The sequence below is a fragment of the Flavobacterium rhizophilum genome (genome assembly GCF_046000485.1).
Taxonomy (GTDB): domain Bacteria; phylum Bacteroidota; class Bacteroidia; order Flavobacteriales; family Flavobacteriaceae; genus Flavobacterium; species Flavobacterium rhizophilum.
Genome location: NZ_JBELQB010000004.1, coordinates 150,854 through 172,367, shown reverse-complemented (window position 1 = coordinate 172,367; position 21,514 = coordinate 150,854). Strand labels below are relative to the sequence as shown.

14 protein-coding genes and 1 tRNA gene are annotated in these 21,514 nt (G+C 39.1%); 3 read left to right on the top strand and 12 right to left on the bottom strand.

What is annotated here, in order from left to right; genetic code table 11:
• Positions 1-4: 4 nt before the first annotated feature.
• From ABS768_RS06595 to ABS768_RS06560, 8 genes are read right to left on the bottom strand one after another with little or no spacing between them, the layout of a single operon-like run.
• A complete protein-coding gene (locus tag ABS768_RS06595; protein WP_408074169.1) occupies positions 5-1,798 on the bottom strand; it encodes a cytochrome c oxidase subunit I in 1,794 nt (597 codons plus the stop codon).
• A gap of 37 nt (positions 1,799-1,835) precedes the next feature.
• Entirely contained in the window at positions 1,836-3,008 is a 1,173-nt protein-coding gene (locus ABS768_RS06590) for a cytochrome c oxidase subunit II (protein WP_408074168.1), read from the bottom strand.
• 18 nt (positions 3,009-3,026) lie between these two features.
• Entirely contained in the window at positions 3,027-4,424 is a 1,398-nt protein-coding gene (locus ABS768_RS06585) for a quinol:cytochrome C oxidoreductase (protein ID WP_408074167.1), read from the bottom strand.
• A 25-nt stretch (positions 4,425-4,449) separates the two neighbouring features.
• A complete protein-coding gene (locus ABS768_RS06580; protein ID WP_408074166.1) occupies positions 4,450-4,995 on the bottom strand; it encodes a c-type cytochrome in 546 nt (181 codons plus the stop codon).
• Between the two features lie 7 nt (positions 4,996-5,002).
• Positions 5,003-5,527: a DUF3341 domain-containing protein gene (locus ABS768_RS06575; protein WP_035134090.1), complete on the bottom strand. Its 525-nt coding sequence runs from the start codon at positions 5,525-5,527 to the stop codon at positions 5,003-5,005.
• Positions 5,528-5,532: 5 nt separating this feature from the next.
• The gene (gene nrfD, locus ABS768_RS06570; RefSeq protein ID WP_035134092.1) at positions 5,533-6,951 is read right to left on the bottom strand and encodes an NrfD/PsrC family molybdoenzyme membrane anchor subunit; all 1,419 of its coding nucleotides are present in this window, start codon (positions 6,949-6,951) and stop codon (positions 5,533-5,535) included.
• 38 nt (positions 6,952-6,989) lie between these two features.
• Positions 6,990-10,049, bottom strand: a complete 3,060-nt coding sequence (locus tag ABS768_RS06565; protein ID WP_408074165.1) for a TAT-variant-translocated molybdopterin oxidoreductase — start codon at positions 10,047-10,049, stop codon at positions 6,990-6,992.
• 33 nt (positions 10,050-10,082) lie between these two features.
• Complete coding sequence (locus ABS768_RS06560; RefSeq protein ID WP_408074164.1) at positions 10,083-11,411, bottom strand: cytochrome c3 family protein; 1,329 nt, start codon at positions 11,409-11,411, stop codon at positions 10,083-10,085.
• A gap of 216 nt (positions 11,412-11,627) precedes the next feature.
• Here ABS768_RS06560 and ABS768_RS06555 point away from each other — a divergent pair, with 216 nt between their 5' ends.
• Positions 11,628-12,017: an SPOR domain-containing protein gene (locus tag ABS768_RS06555; protein ID WP_408074163.1), complete on the top strand. Its 390-nt coding sequence runs from the start codon at positions 11,628-11,630 to the stop codon at positions 12,015-12,017.
• Between the two features lie 125 nt (positions 12,018-12,142).
• Here ABS768_RS06555 and infB read toward each other — a convergent pair whose 3' ends face one another.
• Genes infB through rimP form a run of 3 tightly spaced genes read right to left on the bottom strand, consistent with a single transcriptional unit; the run spans position 12,143 to position 16,865 of the window.
• Complete coding sequence (infB, locus tag ABS768_RS06550; protein ID WP_408074162.1) at positions 12,143-15,082, bottom strand: translation initiation factor IF-2; 2,940 nt, start codon at positions 15,080-15,082, stop codon at positions 12,143-12,145.
• 58 nt (positions 15,083-15,140) lie between these two features.
• A complete protein-coding gene (nusA, locus tag ABS768_RS06545) occupies positions 15,141-16,382 on the bottom strand; it encodes a transcription termination factor NusA (RefSeq protein ID WP_035134109.1) in 1,242 nt (413 codons plus the stop codon).
• An 18-nt stretch (positions 16,383-16,400) separates the two neighbouring features.
• Complete coding sequence (gene rimP, locus ABS768_RS06540) at positions 16,401-16,865, bottom strand: ribosome assembly cofactor RimP (RefSeq protein ID WP_408074301.1); 465 nt, start codon at positions 16,863-16,865, stop codon at positions 16,401-16,403.
• Positions 16,866-17,038: 173 nt separating this feature from the next.
• Here rimP and ABS768_RS06535 point away from each other — a divergent pair, with 173 nt between their 5' ends.
• Entirely contained in the window at positions 17,039-17,887 is an 849-nt protein-coding gene (locus tag ABS768_RS06535; protein WP_408074161.1) for a universal stress protein, read from the top strand.
• A gap of 104 nt (positions 17,888-17,991) precedes the next feature.
• On the opposite strand, the gene ABS768_RS06530 is transcribed toward ABS768_RS06535, so the two are convergent.
• Positions 17,992-18,062 (bottom strand) — tRNA-Gln (locus ABS768_RS06530).
• Between the two features lie 154 nt (positions 18,063-18,216).
• On the opposite strand from ABS768_RS06530, the gene ABS768_RS06525 reads away from it, so the two are divergent.
• Positions 18,217-21,462 carry a protein O-mannosyl-transferase family gene (locus ABS768_RS06525; RefSeq protein WP_408074160.1) on the top strand — a complete coding sequence of 1,082 codons (3,246 nt, stop codon included), beginning with the start codon at positions 18,217-18,219 and terminating at the stop codon, positions 21,460-21,462.
• Positions 21,463-21,514 lie beyond the last annotated feature (52 nt).

Here is a 21,514-nt window from a genome sequence, read left to right as displayed (position 1 = left end):
TTTATTAATGGTGTAATTGTTCTTCGTTTGGTTTCATCGGTACAGTTTGAGGTACGAAATCTTCATCGTGACCTGGTTTACTGTAGTCGTATGGCCATCTGTAAACTTCAGGAATTTCACCTGGCCAGTTACCGTGAATATGCTCTACTGGAGTAGTCCACTCAAGAGTGTTAGATCTCCATGGGTTTTGAGGAGCTCTCTTACCTTTAAAGATGCTGTAGAAGAAGTTCCAAAGGAACACTAATTGGAATGCAGCACCAATAATAGCAAACATTGTGATAATAACGTTAACATCTGCAAGGTCATCAAATAATGGGAAAGCAGAGTTAGTATAGTAACGTCTTGGAAGACCCGCCATACCTATAAAGTGCATTGGGAAGAATACCCCGTAAGCACATACTGCAGTTACCCAGAAGTGGATATAACCAAGGTTCTTGTTCATCATTCTACCGAACATTTTAGGGAACCAGTGGTAAATACCGGCAAACATACCATATAGAGCAGAGATACCCATTACTAAGTGGAAGTGAGCCACAACGAAGTAAGTATCGTGAACGTTAATATCAAGTGTACTATCACCAAGAATGATACCCGTAAGACCACCGGTGATGAAAGTAGATACAAGACCGATAGAGAATAGCATCGCAGGATTCATTTGCAGATTACCTCTCCATAGTGTAGTAATATAGTTGAATGCCTTAACAGCCGATGGAATCGCAATAAGAAGTGTTGTAAAGGTAAACACAGAACCTAAGAACGGGTTCATACCTGATACGAACATGTGGTGACCCCAAACGATTGTTGAAAGGAATGCAATTGCAAGAATAGAAGCAATCATCGCACGGTAGCCAAAGATTGGTTTACGTGAGTTAGTTGCAATAATTTCAGATGTAATACCTAATGCAGGTAGTAATACGATATATACCTCCGGGTGACCTAAGAACCAGAAAAGGTGCTCAAATAATACAGGAGAACCTCCCTGATAGTGAAGAACGTCACCAGCGATAAAAATATCTGAAAGGAAGAATGAAGTACCGAAACTTCTATCGAATATTAATAGTAATGCAGCAGAAAGTAATACAGGGAATGAAACTATACCGATAACAGCAGTGATAAAGAACGCCCATATTGTAAGCGGTAGTCTTGTCATAGACATACCTTTAGTTCTAAGGTTAATTACAGTTACCACATAGTTAAGTGATCCCATAAGTGACGAAGCAATGAATATTGCCATAGATACTAACCAAAGTGTCATACCTGCACCAGAACCACCAATTGCCTGAGGAAGTGCACTTAAAGGAGGGTATATTGTCCAACCTGCTGAAGCCGGTCCTGCCTCTACAAATAGAGAGATAACCATGATTACAGAAGAAAGGAAGAATAACCAGTATGATATCATGTTCATGAAACCTGATGCCATATCCCTTGCACCAATTTGTAACGGAATAAGAAGGTTACTGAAAGTACCACTTAAACCTGCAGTCAATACAAAGAATACCATGATGGTACCGTGAATGGTTACAAGCGCCAGATAAATATCATTACGCATTACTCCACCCGGAGCAAATTTATCTCCTAAAAGAACTTTAAAAATTGTGAAAGACTCTTCCGGCCATGCAATTTGCATACGGAATAATAATGACATCACAATACCAATAATACCCATAACTACACCGGTAAGCAGGTATTGCTTAGCGATCATTTTGTGATCTATACTAAAGATATACTTCGTGATGAAGGTCTCTTTGTGATGTCCATGATCATCGTGACCGTGTATTTCGTGTCCTACTGCTGACATATTTCTTTAATTTGAATATTTAAAAAGAATTATTTTATTATTTATGGTCTACTACTACTGTAGAATCATTTACAGTTGCTGCCTCTTGCTCTTCAGTAGCAGGAGCAGGAGCCGCCTCAGCCGGAGCTTCACTAGCCTGAGATTCTTTTACAGCTGCACCAAGTGTTTTTTTCTCACCTAACCATTTATTAAAGTCGGCCTCATCCTCAACAACAATTTTCATTTGCATGTTGTAGTGAGATGCACCACAAATTTTGTTACAAAGAAGTAAGTAGTCAAATGTATAAGGAGAAAGCGCTTCACCACCATCAGCAATTATATCAGCGCTTTTTTCAGATCTGATTTTATTAATGTTAGCCACTTTATCCATGATTTTAGGATCTAAGCGCATCTCTTCAGTTGTAATTGTAGGAGTAAAGGCAAACTGTGTTACCATACCAGGCACTACGTTCATTTGAGCCCTGAAATGAGGCATGTAAGCAGAGTGAAGTACGTCCTGAGAACGGAACTTAAATATAATCTGCTTACCTTTTGGCAGGTGAAGTTCTGTAGACTGGATATCATCCTGAGCATTTGGATCAGACATATCCACACCTAGAGTATTAACACCTTCAATGTATCTTACGTTAGCTTTACCAAGTACACCGTCTTCACCGGCATATCTCGCTTCCCAGCTAAATTGTTTAGCATAAAGTTCAACAACAAGAGTATCTTCTTTATTCTCATCAACAAACATGATGTTTGTCCATGCATAAAGTCCGTAAAGGATAAGACCAGCAAGTACAATTACCGGGATAATTGTCCAAACAAACTCCAGTTTGTCGTTATCTGCATAGTAAAAAGCAACCTGTCCTTGTTTACCTCTGTATTTAAATGCGAAGTAGTGTAAAAGAAACTGAGTAATCGTTTGTACAATAAAAATCAATACTAACGATATAGTCATAAGGTTATCATACTGCGGACCATGCTCTGATGCAGGAGTACCTAAAGCAAGGTGACCCCATTTTACAAGAGAGTATATAGTGAACACATAGATGAAGCCAAGAAAGGCAAACATCAGGTAACCATTTACATTATTATCTCTATCATTAGCAACTTCTGAATTGCCGTTAACAGCTGTGCCGATTTGAGTTAAATCAAATATTTTAGTTAATTGCCATATTGCAATGCCTAATAAAACTAAAACTATAACTATCAATAAACTTGTCATCTGTTTATTCTTTAAATATTAATAATGAAAATGCTTACTTTCTTCAATCAGCGGGTTACGCTTAGCTAATAACGGCGCTTTTGAAATGGCACTGAACACAACAAAGATAAACAATCCCATAAAGAATAGTATAGAACCTATCTCACCAGCTCCAATGAACCACTGATCACCAACTGTTGCAGGCATAATCATATTAAAGAAATCAATATAGTGACCGCAAAGGATGATTGTACCTGCAAGAACTACAATCCATGTAAGACGTTTAAAGTCTGTATTAACAAGGATAAGTACAGGCAGAACAAAGTTCATAACAACCATACCGAAGAAAGGAAGATTATAGTGTTCAATTCTTGTTACAAAGTAAGTAATCTCTTCCGGTATATCAGCATACCATATAAGCATGAACTGAGAGAACCATAGGTAAGTCCAGAATACACTGAAACCAAACATGAATTTAGCTAAATCGTGTATATGGCTTGTATTTACATACTCTAAATAACCCTGAGATTTTAGGTAAAGAGTAACCATTGCAATAACAGTAACTGCACTTACAACAAAACTTGCAAACACATACCATCCGAATAGTGTACTAAACCAGTGTGGGTCTACAGACATGATCCAGTCCCAAGACATGATAGATTCTGACACGATAAAGAATACAAGGAATGAAGCCGCAGCTTTAAAACTTTTCTTAAAGTTCAGGTTATCTGATGCCTCATCCTGAGCTAAAGAAACTTTTCTTGCATACTGACGGTAGAAAATCCATCCACCCATGAAAAGTGCAGCTCTGATAAGGAAGAAAGTACCGTTAAGGTAGCCCGATTTACCCTGAATTAAGTGATCGTGAGCAACCACATCCTTGTCCATCCATATGAACAGATGGTGTGATCCCATAACACCTAATACAAGTAATAAGAATACTATAACAGCACCCGGGATAAGGTAAGCCGATATACCTTCCATAACCCTAAACAGTACAGGAGACCATCCTGCAGATGCAGCGTTTTGGATAGCATAGAAAGCTAATGCCCCTAGTGAAATTAACATAAAGAATAAAGCCGCTACATAAACACCAGCCCAAGGCTTGTTTTGTAATTGATGTAAAACGTGCTCTAAGTGATGAGTGTGCTCATCGTGTGCTTCATGAGCTTCTGCTCCGTGAGCATCATGTGCATCGTGACCCGCTGCTGCATGAGCATCTTCAGAGTGAGCTGTATTAACATGAGCATCTTTAGCATCATGGTGCTCTGCGCCTTCGGCGTGAGCATCACCGTGATGACCGTGTTGACTGGCTAATATTGCCTCAACATCATTGATATCTTTTGGCGCAGTAAAAAAACTATAACCGATCCCCAGAACACCTACGATCATAAGGATGAAAGAAAAAGTTTTTAATTTACTTGAAAATGTATACATATTTTATGCTTTCAGTGTTCTACAATTATAATTCACTCCTAAGTTTCATTACATAGTGAGCTACCTGCCAACGCTCTTCCTGACTTAACTGGTTAGCATGAGAACCCATACTATTAAGACCGTAAGTAACTACATGAAACACACTTCCTTCAGTAATTTGCCTGTCTTTGTAGTTAGGCACACCAAGGAATTTTTCTCTTTTAACCAGATTACCTTTACCATCACCTTTATCACCGTGACAAACTGCACAGTAAATTGTGAAAAGCTGTTCAGCTCTTGGTAAATCAATATCAGCACTGTCAAGAGGAGATACTGAGTTAGCTTTAGCTAATTCGTAACCTTCAGTAGTATTTTCATATTCATATGGAGTAAAACCTCTTGGTATAGATCCTTCAGCAGGAAGCTGACCTTCTTTACCGTTAGCGAAAGTTGGAACCTCAGAATAAGTTTCATAAGGAACCGCCTCATACATATTTGGAAAATACTGGTAGTTTGGACGTGATTTATCGAAGCAGGAAGTAGCTACTGCCGACACACATGCCAATAATGCTATTTTATATAATGCTTTCATATCTCTCTTAATGCTTTTCAATTACTTTTACTTCCACAGCTCCTGTGTTCTCAAAGAATGAAACCATCTGGTCTACATCACCGTGAACAGAAACTTCCATTAAAAAATGGTCATCTGTAGTTCTTACATCCGGGTTCTCTGCTTCTTTAAATGGCCATAATTTACTTCTCATATAGAAAGTAATTACCATTAAGTGAGCTGCAAAGAATACTGTCATCTCAAACATTACCGGCACAAATGCAGGCATGTTTTGAATGAAACTGAAACTTGGTTTACCACCAATATCCTGTGGCCAGTCTACAATCATAATGTAGTATAACATAGATGTAGCAACAGATAAACCTACTAAACCATATAAGAAAGAGCAAATAGCTAATCTTGTAGGAGCAAGACCCATGGCCTTATCTAACCCGTGAACCGGGAAAGGTGTATAAACTTCTTCAATGTGATGATGAGCAGCACGTGTTTGCTTTACGGCATCCATCAGGATATCATCATCATTGTATAGTACATGTATAACTTTATTACTCATGATTCTTAATGATTATCTGAATGTGAATGATTGTTGTGTCCTTCCTGATCTCTTAATTTCTTGTACTTCTCACTTGAAGACTTCATGATAGATTTTACCTCTGCCTGTGCAATTACAGGGAAGCTTCTTGAATAAAGTAAGAATAATACAAAGAAGAAACCAATTGTACCAATGAAGAAACCTGCATCTACAAATGTAGGCTGGAACATAGTCCATGATGATGGCAGGTAATCCCTGTGAAGTGAGGTAACGATAATTACGAAACGCTCAAACCACATACCGATGTTTACCACGATAGAGATAATAAACGATGCCATGATACTAGTTCTGATCTTTTTAGACCACATAACCTGTGGAGAAACAACGTTACAAGTCATCATTAATAAGTATGACCACCAGTAAGGACCTGTTGCTCTGTTAAGGAATGCATATTGCTCGTATTCAACTCCCGAATACCATGCAATAAATAACTCAGTAATATAAGCTGTACCAACAATCGAACCTGTAATCATGATAATGATGTTCATAAGCTCGATATGCTGTATTGTAATGTAAGCTTCAAGGTTTGATACCTTCCTCATAATGATAAGAAGCGTGTTTACCATGGCGAATCCGGAGAAGATTGCACCGGCAACGAAGTAAGGAGGAAGAATTGTAGTGTGCCATCCCGGTATAACCGAAGTAGCAAAGTCAAACGATACGATAGTGTGTACAGAAAGTACAAGAGGAGTTGCTAAACCGGCAAGTACAAGAGAAACCTCTTCAAAACGCTGCCAGTCTTTTGCTCTACCACTCCAACCGAAACTAACGATCGAGTATACTCTTTTTGTGAAAGGAGTTACAGCTCTGTCACGAAGCATTGCAAAGTCAGGTAATAAACCTGTCCACCAGAAAACAAGTGATACAGAAAGATAAGTAGAAATTGCAAATACGTCCCAAAGTAGAGGTGAGTTAAAGTTAACCCAAAGTGAACCGAACTGGTTAGGCACCGGCATTACCCAGTAAGCTAACCAAGGGCGACCCATGTGGAATACAGGGAACATTGCTGCCTGAATTACCGAGAAAATGGTCATCGCCTCTGCAGAACGGTTAATTGCCATTCTCCACTTTTGACGGAATAATAATAATACTGCTGAAATTAGTGTTCCGGCGTGACCGATACCAACCCACCAAACGAAGTTAGTAATATCCCAGGCCCAGCCAACTGTTTTATTTGAACCCCAAGTACCGATACCTGTTCCAACTGTGTAAGCCACACAACCTACACCCCATAGGAAAGCTGCCAAAGCGATCGAGAATACAATCCACCATTGCTTATTTGCCCTGCCTTCCACCGGTGCTGCAACATCTACTGTTACATCGTGAAAATTTTTATCACCTATAACTAAAGGTTTTCTAATGGGTGCTTCGTAATGAGACGACATAATCCTTTATATTGTTTCTTATTAATACTTATTTGATTTTAGGTGTTTCTTACTTTAACCTGGAAGAATACGTTAGGCTGAGTACCTACATGCTCCAGTAGGTGATACATCCTGTCATCTTCTTTAAGTTTAGTAACTGTGTCCTCTGGGTTATTGATATCCCCGAATACAAGTGCTCCCGACCCACAAGCTTCTGTACAAGCTGTTGAGAACTCATCCTTAGCAACCGGACGACCTTCTCTCTTAGCTTTTAAGATTGTTGCCTGAGTCATTTGTAAACATAGAGAACATTTCTCCATTACACCTCTAGAACGTACGTTAACATCCGGATTAAGAACCATACGTCCTAAATCGTCATTCATATGGTAATCAAACTCACTGTTCTTGTTATATAGGAACCAGTTGAAACGACGCACTTTGTAAGGACAGTTGTTAGCACAGTAACGAGTACCCACACAACGGTTGTAAGCCATGTGGTTTTGACCCTGACGACCGTGTGATGTAGCCGCTACAGGACATACAGTTTCACATGGTGCGTGGTTACAGTGCTGACAGAATACCGGCTGGAATGCAACCTGTGGGTTTTCTGCCGGATCCTCCATAGCATTGAATGTACTGATAGAGTCCATTAAACCTGAAGTGTTTTCTTTAAGCTCAACATCCTCTGCAAAGGTATCTTCAGAAGAGTAGTATCTATCGATACGTAACCAGTGCATATCACGGCTTCTTCTAACTTCAGATTTACCTACAACCGGAACGTTGTTTTCAGAGTGACAAGCTATAACACAAGCTCCACAACCTGTACATGCATTAAGATCTATTGATAAGTTAAAGTGGTGACCTACCGTTCTGTCGAAAGACTCCCATAAGTCTACCGAAGTAGACGCTACTTCACTATGATCTAAAGAAACCTGAGGAATTTCATTCCATTCCGAAGCATCTTTAGTATTGAATATCTCAAGGGTAGTTTCTTTAACGATATCTCCTCTACCCATTAATGTTTTTTGCAACTGTAAACAAGCAAACTCGTGGTCACCGTTTCCTTTAGAAATTTTAGCCGTTTGGAACGAGTTGAAGTTTTTGTATACAGGGTAAGCATTGATACCTACCTGCATTTCCTGCTTCATTGCCGCTGTACGACCGTAACCTAAAGAAAGACCTAATGTACCTACTGCCTGACCCGGTTGGATCATTACAGGAACATTTTCAAGTTTTACTCCGTTTACCTCAAGAGTAGCATAGCTACCGTTAAGACCACCATTAGCTACGTGGTAATTTTTAAGCTCAAGCTTTTCAGCATCAGCTTTAGAAACCGTTACATAGTTATCCCAAGATGCTCTTGTGATTGGATCAGGGAACTCCTGTAACCATGGGTTATTAGCCTGTTGACCGTCACCCATACCTGTTTTAGTATAAAGTACAAGTTCAAAATCTCCTGCAGCTTTAGCATCTGCTAATGCACTTGCAGCACCACCAAAGTCAGCAGTACCTGCAGTAAGAGCAGGAACGTTTTCTGATACCGAAATACCATCATGAACTAATTGGTTCCATGATTTTCCGCTAAAGAACTCAGAAGAAGAAGCTTTTAAATATTCGTAGTAAGATTGTGAGTTACCACTCCAGCTTAATAAAGCATCCTGAAGTTGTTTTGTATCAAACAAAGGACGGATAGTTGGCTGAGTAATACTGTAAGTACCTTTTGTGATAACTACATCACCCCAAGACTCAAGATAGTGAGGGGCAGCAGCAGCTACAGTAGTATGAGCTGCAGTTTCATCCTCTTTCATAGAGAATGCAACAGAAAGTTTCACTTTACCTAAAGCCTTTTTAAATTCAGCTCCGTTTGGTAAAGTATAAACAGGGTTAACACCACTCATAATAAGCGCGCTAACATTTCCTGCATTAATATCATTGATAAGCGCCTGCACCTGTTTAGCATCACCTTTACGGGTGTAACGAGCCTCTTCCGGCTTGAATGCCTCACTTTGAAGCGCTTGGTTAATTGCAATTACAAGAAGCTGAGCATTAACATCATCTAAACCTGTCATAACAACACCTCTAGATCCGGCAGCTTTTAACTGTTTAGCAGCCTTCTTAACCTCTGCAGCATATTTCTCACCTACAGCAGGAACACTTACAGAAGAACCTGTAACTTCATTATATAAATGAACTAATGCGTGTTTTTGTTGAGTAACAGTTAAAGGTATGCGCTTATCTGCATTAGAACCTGACAGAGTAAGATTTGCCTCCATCTGGATATGCTTAGACATTTTACCCTGTTTCGGGATACGCTTACCGGCATAACCAGCATCATACCCTCCACCTTGCCAGTCACCTAGGAAATCTGCTCCAACAGCAACAATAACATCAGCATTTGAAAGATCATAATTAGCTAAAGCTCTCTCACCATAAACAGCTTGGTAAGCATCCAAAGCTTCAGATGAAGAAACTGAATCATAAACAACATGCTTAAAGTTCGCATACTTAGCACCAAACTCAGCAATAAGCTTATCTGTAGAAGGGCTAGCCATAGTATTAGTTAATAAAACTACCTGACCACCGCTTGCAGCAGCTTCTGCTAAACCAGCCTTAACCCTTGTATCAACCTCTTCCCATGAAGCCGGCTTACCAGCAACCATAGGTTGCTTTAAACGCATGCTGTCATAAAGAGAAAGAACAGAGGCATAAACCCTGGCATTAGCACTAATGCCCGAACCAGGCATTCTGTTATTCTCAACCTTAATTGGCCTACCCTCACGGGTTTTGATTAATATATTTGCAAAATCAAAACCATCCGCTATTGTAGTTGCATAGTAATCTGCAACACCCGGAATGATTTCCTCTGGTTGAACCACATAAGGAATCGACTTAATTACTGGTCCTTCACACGCTGCAAGAGAAGCTGCAGCAGTACTGAACCCGACATATTTCAAAAAGTCACGACGGCTTGTTGAAGAAGAAGACATAGCCTCTTCATTACCAAGAAATTCATCAGTAGGAATCTCCTCAACAAACTCATTGTTTCTTAGCGTCTCAACAATAGAACTGTTTTCGTTCAGTTCTTCAACACTTTGCCAGTATTTTTTGTTTGATGCCATGTTGTATATAGATATTAGCTTCTTAAAAATTGATTAATAGTGACATTTTCCACACTCTGTACCTCCCATGTTGGCAGCTGTAAGCTTCTGCACACCATATTTCTTAGCAAGTTCGTCGTGGATTTTTTTGTAGTAGTCGTTACCTTCTACTTTCACATTTGTCTCACGGTGACAGTTAATACACCAACCCATTGTTAACGGAGCATTTTGCTTCATAATCTCAAACGTCTCAACAGGACCGTGACATTTTTGACATTCAACACCAGCTACAGAAACGTGCTGAGAGTGGTTGAAGTAAACAAAGTCAGGAAGATTATGAATTCTAACCCATTTAACCGGCTTAGTTTTACCTGTATATTGTTGTGCAGTTTTATCCCAACCTACAGCGTCGTATAGCTTTTGGATCTCTGCAGTATAGAATTCTTTAGAATATTCAACGTAAGTAGAATCTTTACTACCTGTAAACTCAGAGATGTTTTTATGACAGTTCATACAAACATTAAGAGACGGTATACCTGAAGTTTTACTTACCCTTGCAGAAGAGTGACAGTATTTACAATCGATACCGTTTTCACCCGCGTGAACTTTATGAGAGAAATGTATTGGCTGAATTGGTTCGTAACCCTGATCAACACCAATTTGCATTAAGTAACCGTAAAGGAAATAAGCTCCTGATAACAGTAAAAGTATCGTAGTAACCAATACAAGGAACTGGTTTCTTGCATATGCCTGCCAGAAAGATATCGTATTCCCTTTTTTAGAAACATCAACACCGTTTGCAGCAGCAACTTTTCTTAATGTACTGTTCACAAGAACAAGCATAACAATAAGAACTAAAAGAACCAGAACAAGCGCACCAAGAATCAGATTATTAGAAGCCCCTCCACCAGCACTCTCTCCTCCTACAGGAGAAACTTTAGAAACCTGAGGTTCAGCTTTAGGCTCAGATGTATACGCAAGAATATCATCTATATCCCCAGTAGAAAGCTGAGGAAACGGAGTCATTACCTGATTATTATTTTCAGCAAACAGCTTTACAGCCGTAGCATCACCTGATTTGATTAGCTCACTACTATTATGAATCCATTTGTAAAGCCACTCACGGTCATGCTTATCAGCAACACCCCTTAGGGCAGGACCTGTCATTTTAGCATCTAGCTTATGACATGCAGCACATAATGAATTAAACAGTTCTTTACCTTTTTTCGGATCTCCGGCACCTGCCGAAGCCGTTGCTTCCTGACCTGCATCAGCCGCCGGAGCAGCATCTTGTGCAAAAGAAGCAAGTGAGAATGAGAGCGATAAAGCTAAACAGAAAAATAAAATTCTCGAAAACGAAGTATGGTTACCCACTTTTTTCATATTAAAAAATGATTATCGACTAAAATTGGTATAGTTTTTAAGGGTATATTTGAATGAATCTATATACTTTTTTAAAAACTCCCACAAAAATACGACTTATGTATTATTCTCAAACCTTAAATAAATCTTAAAGCATAATTTATAACAATTCTAAATAAATATATTGTAAAGAGATTTTGTAATAAATCGTAATTTTGCATCCAAACCCTATTCATTATGAGAATTTTAAAAATAAATGCCCTAAAAATAGCTGCAGTTTTTCTTACTTTTTATTCTTTAGAAAGCACTGCCCAACAACAGGAAAATACTATCTCTCAAGACCCAAAATTTGAGCAATTACTAAATGAAAAAAGAAAACTGAATTCAAACATTGATATTAACGACCGATACAAGATTCAGATTTACTACGGAGAGAACAGTAATGCCAGAAAAACACTAGCTGAATTCAAAAAAGAGTATGAAGACCTTGATGGCACAATTATATTTGAAAGCCCAACATACAAAGTATGGGTAGGCAGTTTTAAATCCCGTATAGAAGCCGAAAGACAGCTTATAAAGATAAAAGACAAATACCCTTACGCCCTGTTGATAAAACCTAGCAAATAACAACTCACAAATAAGCAAAAAGCCCTGACGATGTCAGGGCTTTTTTTTGCACTATATCAAACAGTAGTATTAAACAAAAAAAAGCCCGGCCAATGGCCGGACTTTTTGTCATGTATAAACTCTTATTATTTAAGTGTCTTTTTAACTTCAACCTCCTGGAATGCTTCAATAACATCACCAATCTGGATATCGTTATAGTTTTTAACCTGCATACCACAGTCGTAACCTTTAGATACCTCTTTAACGTCATCTTTAAATCGTTTAAGGGTAGCAAGTTCACCGGTATAGATAACCACACCATCCCTGATAAGACGAATTCTAGAACTCCTGAATATCTTACCATCTGTAACCATACACCCGGCAATAGTACCCACTTTAGAGATTTTGAATGTTTCACGGATTTCTGCTGTACCGGTAACTTCTTCTTTAAGCTCCGGAGAAAGCATACCTTCCATTGCATCTTTAACATCATCAATAGCATCATAGATGATAGAGTAGTTTCTGATATCGATTTCCTCTTTCTCTGCAAGTTGTTTAGCACTACCCATCGGTCTTACGTTAAATCCGATAATAATCGCATCTGAAGCCGAAGCTAACAATACGTCAGATTCTGTAATAGCACCTACACCTTTATGTATGATATTGATTTGAATTTCCTCTGTAGACAGTTTAGAGAACGAGTCAGATAATGCCTCAACCGAACCATCCACGTCACCTTTAAGGATAATGTTAAGCTCTTTGAACTGACCTAAAGCAATCCTACGTCCAATCTCAGCAAGAGTAATGTGACGCTGAGTACGTACCGCCTGCTCACGTAGTAACTGAGTACGTTTTGCAGCAATTTGCTTAGCTTCTTTCTCATCTTCAAACACGTTGAACTTGTCACCCGCTGTTGGCGCACCATCAAGCCCCAGTAACGATACCGGTGTTGACGGACCTGCTTCCTGAAGGCTGTTTCCACGTTCATCGTGCATTGCTTTAACCTTACCGTGGTGTTTACCTGCAAGTACATAATCACCAACTTTTAAAGTACCACCCTGTACAAGTACAGTAGCCACATAACCCCTACCTTTATCAAGGAAAGCCTCAACTACAGTACCAACTGCAGGCTTATCAGGGTTAGCTTTAAGATCAAGGATCTCTGCCTCAAGTAATACTTTTTCAAGTAATTCTTTCACACCTAGACCTGTTTTTGCAGATATATCGTGCGACTGAATTTTACCCCCCCAGTCTTCCACTAACAGGTTCATACCTGCTAAGCGTTCTTTAATTTTATCCGGGTTAGCCGTTGGCTTATCAACTTTGTTTATTGCAAATATAATTGGTACACCAGCTGCCTGAGCGTGGTTAATTGCCTCTTTTGTTTGTGGCATGATATCGTCGTCCGCAGCAATTACGATAATAGCGATATCTGTTACCTGAGCACCACGTGCACGCATCGCGGTAAACGCCTCGTGACCCGGTGTATCAAGGAATGCGATTTTTTGTCCGCTTTCAAGAGTTACACCATATGCACCAATGTGCTGCGTAATACCTCCCGACTCACCAGCGATTACATTTTCCTTACGGACGTAGTCAAGTAACGACGTTTTACCGTGGTCAACGTGACCCATTACTGTAACGATAGGCGCTCTGAACTGTAAATCTTCTTCTTTATCTTCCACAACCTCTATTGATTCTTCAATATCGGCTGTTGTAATTTTAACTTCATAACCAAACTCATCAGCAACAATAGTAAGTGTTTCCGCATCAAGACGCTGGTTCATACTTACCATGATACCTAATGACATACATACAGAGATAACCTTGGTAATAGGCACATCCATCATACTTGCAATCTCTCCTACAGTAACAAACTCTGTTACCTTAAGCACTTTGCTTCCTTCTTCAAGCTGTTTTTGCTCGTCATCAGTACGCTGACGGTGTGTTTCACGCTTATCTCTTCTGTATTTGGCAGCCTTAGACTTGCTACCTTTACCCTGAAGTTTTTCAAGCGTTTCCCTAATTTGGTTTTTAACTTCTTCGTCAGTAGGCTCTACTTTGTTAACAATAGCCTGGCGTTTGTTATTACCCTTATTGTTACCAAATCTATTACCCCCACCTTGTCTGTTACCGCCTTGGTTATTTCCGCCTTGCTGGTTACCTCCCTGGTTATTGTTACCACCCTGAGGTTTAGCAGAAATTCTTTTTCTCTTATTCTTATTATTGTTATTTCCGCCCTGGTTGTTATTTCCGCCTTTATTATCTTTTTTAGGCTCTTCTTTTTTCTTCTTAGCTTTTTCGAATTGGGAAAGATCTATGGTTTTACCCGTAAAGGTAGTACCGCTAAGCTTTTGGTATTGTGTTTTAATAACATCCTCTCCTGGCGTTGTTCCTTCACCTTCTTTAGAAACTTCCTGCTTTGGCATCTGCTGTTTTGGAGCTTCCTGTTTAGGAGTATGAGCATGTTGCGGCTTATCCTGTTTTTTATGTTTAGCAGGGTGCTCCTGCTGTTTTGCAGGGTGCTGCTGTTTTGCTTTTGGAGTTTCCTGCTTTGGCGCAGGTGCTTCCTCAGGTTTCTTAACCTCTTCTTTTGCTTTCACAGGTTCCGGTTGTTTCACAGGCTCCTCTTTAGCTTTTGGAGCATCCTCTTTAGGAGCAGTTTCCTGCACAGGTTCTTCCACAGTGTCTGAAGATTGCTGCTGAGCCTTTTTATCAGAATTAAGATCTATTTTACCCACTGCTACCGGACCGGATATACTTGCCCTTGCACGAATCACTTCCTGCCTTTGCTTTTCTTCCTCTTCCTGCTGCTTACGTTTCTCTTCTAACTCACGCTCCCTCTCCAGCCTTAGAGCCTCCTTCTCCTTCCTTTTCTCTTCACTCACTTCAAGAGAAGCCTCTTTCTTACCTTTATCGGCAGAAAACTGGTTGATAAGAGCTTTATATTCCTCGTTGGATATTTTAGCATTAGGGGTAGCATCAATATTATGCCCCTTATCCTTAAGAAACTCAACAGCCCTGTCCAGCGAAATGTTTAATTCTCTTAAAACTTTATTTAATCTTATTACTCTTTCTTCAGACATAAAATCTTTTTAATATTATCTTTCCCGGTTGTATTTTGTATTTATACAATTAGTTTTATTAATCTTCAAACTCCTCTTTAAGTATTCTTACAACTTCAAGAATTGTTTCTTCTTCCAGGTCTGTTCTTCTTACTAGGTCTGCCACATCCTGATTAAGTACGCTTCTGGCTGTATCTAAACCTATTTTAGCGAATTCCTGGATAATCCAATCTTCGATTTCGTCTGAGAATTCTGTTAATTCAACATCCTCATCCTCCTCTAGATTTCCTTCACGTATTACATCAAGCTCATATCCTGTAAGCAACCCGGCAAGCTTAATGTTATGTCCTCCACGGCCAATAGCCTTAGACACTTCTTCCAGCTTTAAGAACACCTCTGCCCTTTTAGCCTCTTCATCAATCTTGATAGAAGAAACTTTTGCAGGACTCAATGCTCTTGTAATATAAAGCTGAGTATTAGACGTATAGTTTATTACATCAATATTTTCATTTCCTAGTTCACGCACAATCCCGTGAATCCTTGAACCTTTCATACCCACACAGGCACCTACAGGGTCTATTCTGTCATCATACGAATCAACAGCAACTTTTGCCTTCTCGCCCGGTATTCTCACTACTTTTTTGATAGTGATAAGTCCGTCGAACACCTCTGGTATTTCCTGCTCGAAAAGTTTCTCAAGAAACTTCTCAGAAGTTCTTGACATGATAATTTGCGGCTTATTACCCTTAAGTTCAACATTTTCAATGATACCGCGAACATTATCTCCTTTTCTGAAAAAGTCTGAAGGAATTTGTTTTTCTTTTGGCAAAACAATTTCATTACCTTCATCATCCACCAAAATTACAGCTTTTGGTCGAACATGATGTACTTCTGCAGTATAAATATCACCTATAAGCTCTTTAAACTGCTTGTAAAGGTTTGTATTATCGTGTTCGTGAATTTTAGAAATAAGGTTTTGGCGTAACGCAAGTATGGCACGACGGCCTAACTGTATTAGCTTCACCTCTTCAGAAACATCTTCACCCACCTCAAAGTCAGGTTCGATTTTTCTGGCTTCAGAAAGAGAAATTTCCTGGTTAGGGTCTTCCACCTCACCATCGGCTACAACCACACGGTTCCTCCAGATCTCCATATCCCCTTTGTCAGGGTTTATAATGATATCAAAATTATCATCAGAACCATATTTCTTCTTTAATGCATTTCTAAATACATCTTCCAGAATCGCCATCAGCGTAACGCGATCTATTAGCTTATCGTCCTTAAACTCTGAAAACGAATCAATTAATGCAAGATTTTCCATGCCAACTCTCTTTATTTTTTAAAATTTTATAACAACAACTGCTTCTTTAATTTCTGCATAAGGGATTTCCGCTCTTTTTTGTACGGTTTCTTTCCCTTTACCTACCTTTTTAGGCTCCCTTGCTTTCCACTCCAGCACTATAAACTCTTCATTAGCTTCTGTAAGGTTAGCCTCTGTCTCACCACTTTCCGTCTTTACCTTAAGTGTTCTTCCAATATTTTTTTTGTACTGCCTGATGTTTTTTAAAGGGCTTGTAGCTCCTGCCGAAGCCACCTCAAGGGAAAAATCCTGCTCTTCCCTGTCCAGGTTATGCTCTACAGCCCTGCTTATATCAATACAGTCCTGAAGGTTTATCCCGTTATCGCCATCCAGCGTAACATTAATTTTATTGGAGTCACTTATGGAAAGATCTATAAGAAACAAGGAAGGACGCTCTTCCAGCGCTGCATTCACCAGTTCTGTAACTTTCTCTCTAAATGTCATATTAAGTATAAAAAGAGGGGACTCCTGTCCCCTCATTATTTAGTTTTTTAATAAATAACTGTGCAAATATACTAATTTTTTTATATATTGAAAATCATTACATAATGTAAAATTTATTCACTACTTTTATTGTATTATTTTTCCAACCAAATTTTTGTTAATAATTTACACATATGAAAAGAATTTTAGTACCTACCGATTTCTCAGATCATGCTGAATATGCCCTTAAAGTAGCAGCTCAGATTGCCCGCAAAAACAATGGCGAAATATACCTGCTACACATGCTGGAACTGCCAAACCACATTAGTGATGACGGTATAGGAGAAAGCAACGCCGTAGGACGAAGCGCAGGAGTACCCGAGGTTATGTTCTTTATGGAAAAAACCCGCGAACGTTTCCAGGAACTACTTAATGAACCATACCTTGAAGGATTAAATGTTGTTGAAGCAATACAGTTTGACAAAGCCTTTGAAGGTATTATTGCTCACAGCAAGAAACACAATATCGACTTAGTAGTTATGGGATCTCACGGAGCTAGTGGCTTTAGGGAAATGTTTATTGGCTCCAACACTGAAAAAGTGGTTCGTACTTCAGACATCCCTGTTCTTGTAATCAAGAAAGAGGAAGGCGAGTTCACTCCGCAAAACTTTGTTTTCGCCTCTGACTTCTCAGATGAAATCAAAAAACCATTCAAGGACGTAGTAAGCTTTGCAAACCTGTTTAATGCAAACCTACACCTTGTTTTTGTAAACACACCAAACGACTTCAAGTCTACACATGCTGCAGAGAAACTTATTCATGATTTTGCTGCAAGCGCAAACCTAACCGGAGGTTATTCTACACACATTTACAATGACATTAATGTGGAGAAAGGTATCCTTCATTTTGCAAACAGTGTAAACGCAGACCTTATTGGAATGTGCACTCACGGCAGAAAAGGGCTTGCACACTTCTTTAACGGAAGTATTAGCGAAGACCTGGTTAACCATGCCGTAAGACCGGTTGTAACTTTCAAAATATAACCCAGAAAGAAAAAATATAAAGCTGCCCTTGGGCAGCTTTTTTTATATTGTTAACCTAAAAATAACGCAATAAAAAAGCCTCACAGTTTCCTGAGAGGCTTTTGTTGGTCTACTAGGACTCGAACCTAGAATGACTGAACCAAAATCAGTAGTGTTACCATTACACCATAGACCATTGTATTGGTGCGTGATTGCGGGTGCAAATGTAGCACATAAATTCATTTTTGCAAATTTTTATTTCAAAAAATATGAAAAAAAATTTTTCTGCGTTACTACTCTATATATCACCCATAATGCAAACAAACTGATAACCAATTAAAAGACCCATTATGCACAAACATTACTTTAAAAGATGGAACATTATTTTAGGATGGACTTCTTTTGCTGTTGCACTAATTACCTATTCCCTTACCGTAGAACCCACTGTTAGTTTTTGGGATTCGGGTGAATATATATCCACTGCTGCCAAGCTACAGGTAGGTCATCCGCCCGGCGCACCGTTTTACCAGTTGATAGGATCAGTATTTGCACTTTTTGCCTCCTCTAAAGAAAAAATAGCCTTAATGGTAAATATGGTATCGGTATTATCAGCATCATTTGCAATACTATTTATGTATTGGTCGGTTTCCTTATTATTAAAAAATATTGTTGTTAAGTTTGGAGAACTCACAAAAAGCAACGCCATAATGATACTGGGGAGCTCACTTATAGGCTGCCTGTGCCTTACTTTTTCAGACAGTTTTTGGTTTAATGCTACCGAAGCCGAAGTATACGCCATGGCATCCTTATTTATATCATTATTAATGTGGGCCGGATTACGCTGGGGTGAAGAAATGCATTTACCTAACGGAAACCGATGGCTCCTGCTTATTTCCCTCCTAATAGGATTATCTTTTGGAGTACATTTTTTAGCGTTATTAACCATACCGTCAACTGGTCTTATTTATTACTTTAAAAACTATAAAACAGTAACCACTAAAAACTTTATAATAGCTAACATCGCTATAGTAGGCGTGTTACTTTTTGTATTTAAGTTTTTAATGCCCTACACCATGGCGCTGTTTGGTAAAACCGAGATATTTGCCGTAAACACTTTAGGACTACCTTTTAATTCGGGCACTATAATAATGGCACTATTAGTGATAGGACTTTTTTATTACGGATTGCGATACACAAAACAAAAAGGATTGCCTTTATACAACACAGTGATACTTTGCACCCTATTTATGTTTGCCGGCTTTTCAACCTGGCTGGTTTTACCGGTACGCTCTAACGCCGGGGTTGTAATTAACGAAGTACCCCCTACCGACGCTGCCGAACTGCTGGCGTATTACAACCGTGAAAACTATGGCGAACAAAAAGTATTTTACGGTCCGCTTTATACCGAAGCTTATGCAGGACTTGATCCCGACAATCCGTTTTCAGACGGAAAACCAAATTATGAGCGCGATTATAAAACCGGCAAATATGTAGTAGTAAATAACTATAAAAACGCAGTACACAATACCCACAAAGACCACAACGGCATATTACCACGTATGATTAGTGATAAGCACGCCGCCAATTATATGGCTTACACAGCCCCACCCAAGTTTAGGATAAATCCGCAATACGATTTCTCTCAGGATCTTGACAAGTACGGCATAGATATAAACAATGTTAGCCAGGATGAAGCCTATGCTGCTATGAGCCAAATAAAATCACAACTTACCGATGTGATAAATGAATTTAAATCAGCCTACAACAAAGGGGATATAGATTATGAAGGCTATGACAGGTTTCTTAAAACCTATAAAAGTTATCTTATTGTAGAAAAACCGTCATTAATACAGAACATACAATTTATGGCAGAATATCAGTTCGGTTATATGTTTTGGCGTTACCTGATGTGGAATTTTGCCGGAAAACAAAACGATGTACAGGGAGAAGGTGATTACCTTAACGGAAACTGGATAAGCGGCTTTAAAGCTATTGATGAAGCGAGACTGGGATCACAAAGTCACCTTACTACAGATATGCTAAACAATAAAGGGCGCAACATATACTTTTTTATACCTTTTATACTAGGACTTCTAGGCTTCATTTTCCATGCCCGAAAAGACCCTAAAAGTTTTTACACTTTATTAGTTCTATTTGTATTTATGAGTTTTGCCATAAAGGTTTTCCTTAATGAAAAACCATTTGAAGTACGTGAAAGAGATTATGTAATGGTTGGCGCTTTTTATGTTTTTGCCATTTGGATAGCCATGGGAGTATACGCACTATACAACAGCATACAAAAACGAATAAACCAAAAAGTAGCCGTCCCTGTTATTTTAGCAGCAACATTACTGGCTGCTCCTACACTTATGGCTTTTGAAAACTGGGACGACCATGACAGATCGGGCAGGGATACCGCACTTGTTATGGCAAAAACCTACCTTGACTCATGTGACCCGAATGCTATACTATTTACCATAGGAGACAACGATACTTTCCCGCTATGGTATGCCCAGGAAATAGAAAACTTCAGGACTGATATTAAAGTTGCTTGTTCTACTTACTTACCTGCCGATTGGTATATTGACCAATTGAAACAAAAAACTTATGAAGCCGAAGGCGCGCCAATTTCTATGGAGCACAGTCAATATGTAGACGGTACACGCGACTTTATATTATATGTACCACGAACAGAAGAGCGTTTAGATATAGACGATTTTATGGATTTTGTTTTAACGGATGATGAACGAGCAAAGGTAGAGCTCACAAACGGACATTGGGCTAATTATTACCCAAGCAACAAAATACGTATATCGGTAGACAAAGAAGCCGTTATTAAAAACAAGGTTGTATCGCCGGAGTTATATAATTCTATTGTGCCATACATAGAAATAGACTTACCCAAAGAAGCTATTTTTAAACATCAGCTTGTAATGCTGGACATTATTCGCAATAACAATTGGGAACGCCCTATCTATTTTACAGGCGGCAGCCCAAAAGCCGAAGATTATCTTTGGCTTAAAGATTACCTTCAGTTAGACGGTATGACCTACAAACTGATTCCGGTAAAAACAGAAGTGCCACAGGATAGTCCTATCGACATTGGCCATATTGATTCCCAAAAAATGTATGACACCGTTATGCGGTGGGATTGGGGCAGCAGCAATAAAAAAATATACCTTGACCCCGAAACTCGACGTAACAGCATTACTTACCGTAAAAATCTTGCACGATTAAGCGACACTCTAATTCAGGAAGGGAATACAGAGAAAGCTAAAACCATACTCGACCTTGCAGTTACAAAACTCCCAGCAAAAGATTATGGGTACTACTTCATGTCTGAACCTTTTGCAGAAGGGTATTACAAGGTAGGTGAAACCGAAAAAGCACGTGAACTTACATCTCTATTGATAAAAAAATATCAGGAAAGTATAGCCTTTTTTAATTCGGTTAACTCACCAGGGGACATAGGAGGCTATTACAGGTTACTTCAAATGATCAAAAAGCAGGGTGACGATGAATTTTACAACAAACAACTCCCCGAATTTGACCGATATTACAAAATGATGGAACGGTTTATGGAAGACAATAGCTGACAGAAATATTTTACAGGGCGGGAATTACAATAATTCCCGCCTTTTTACTTTA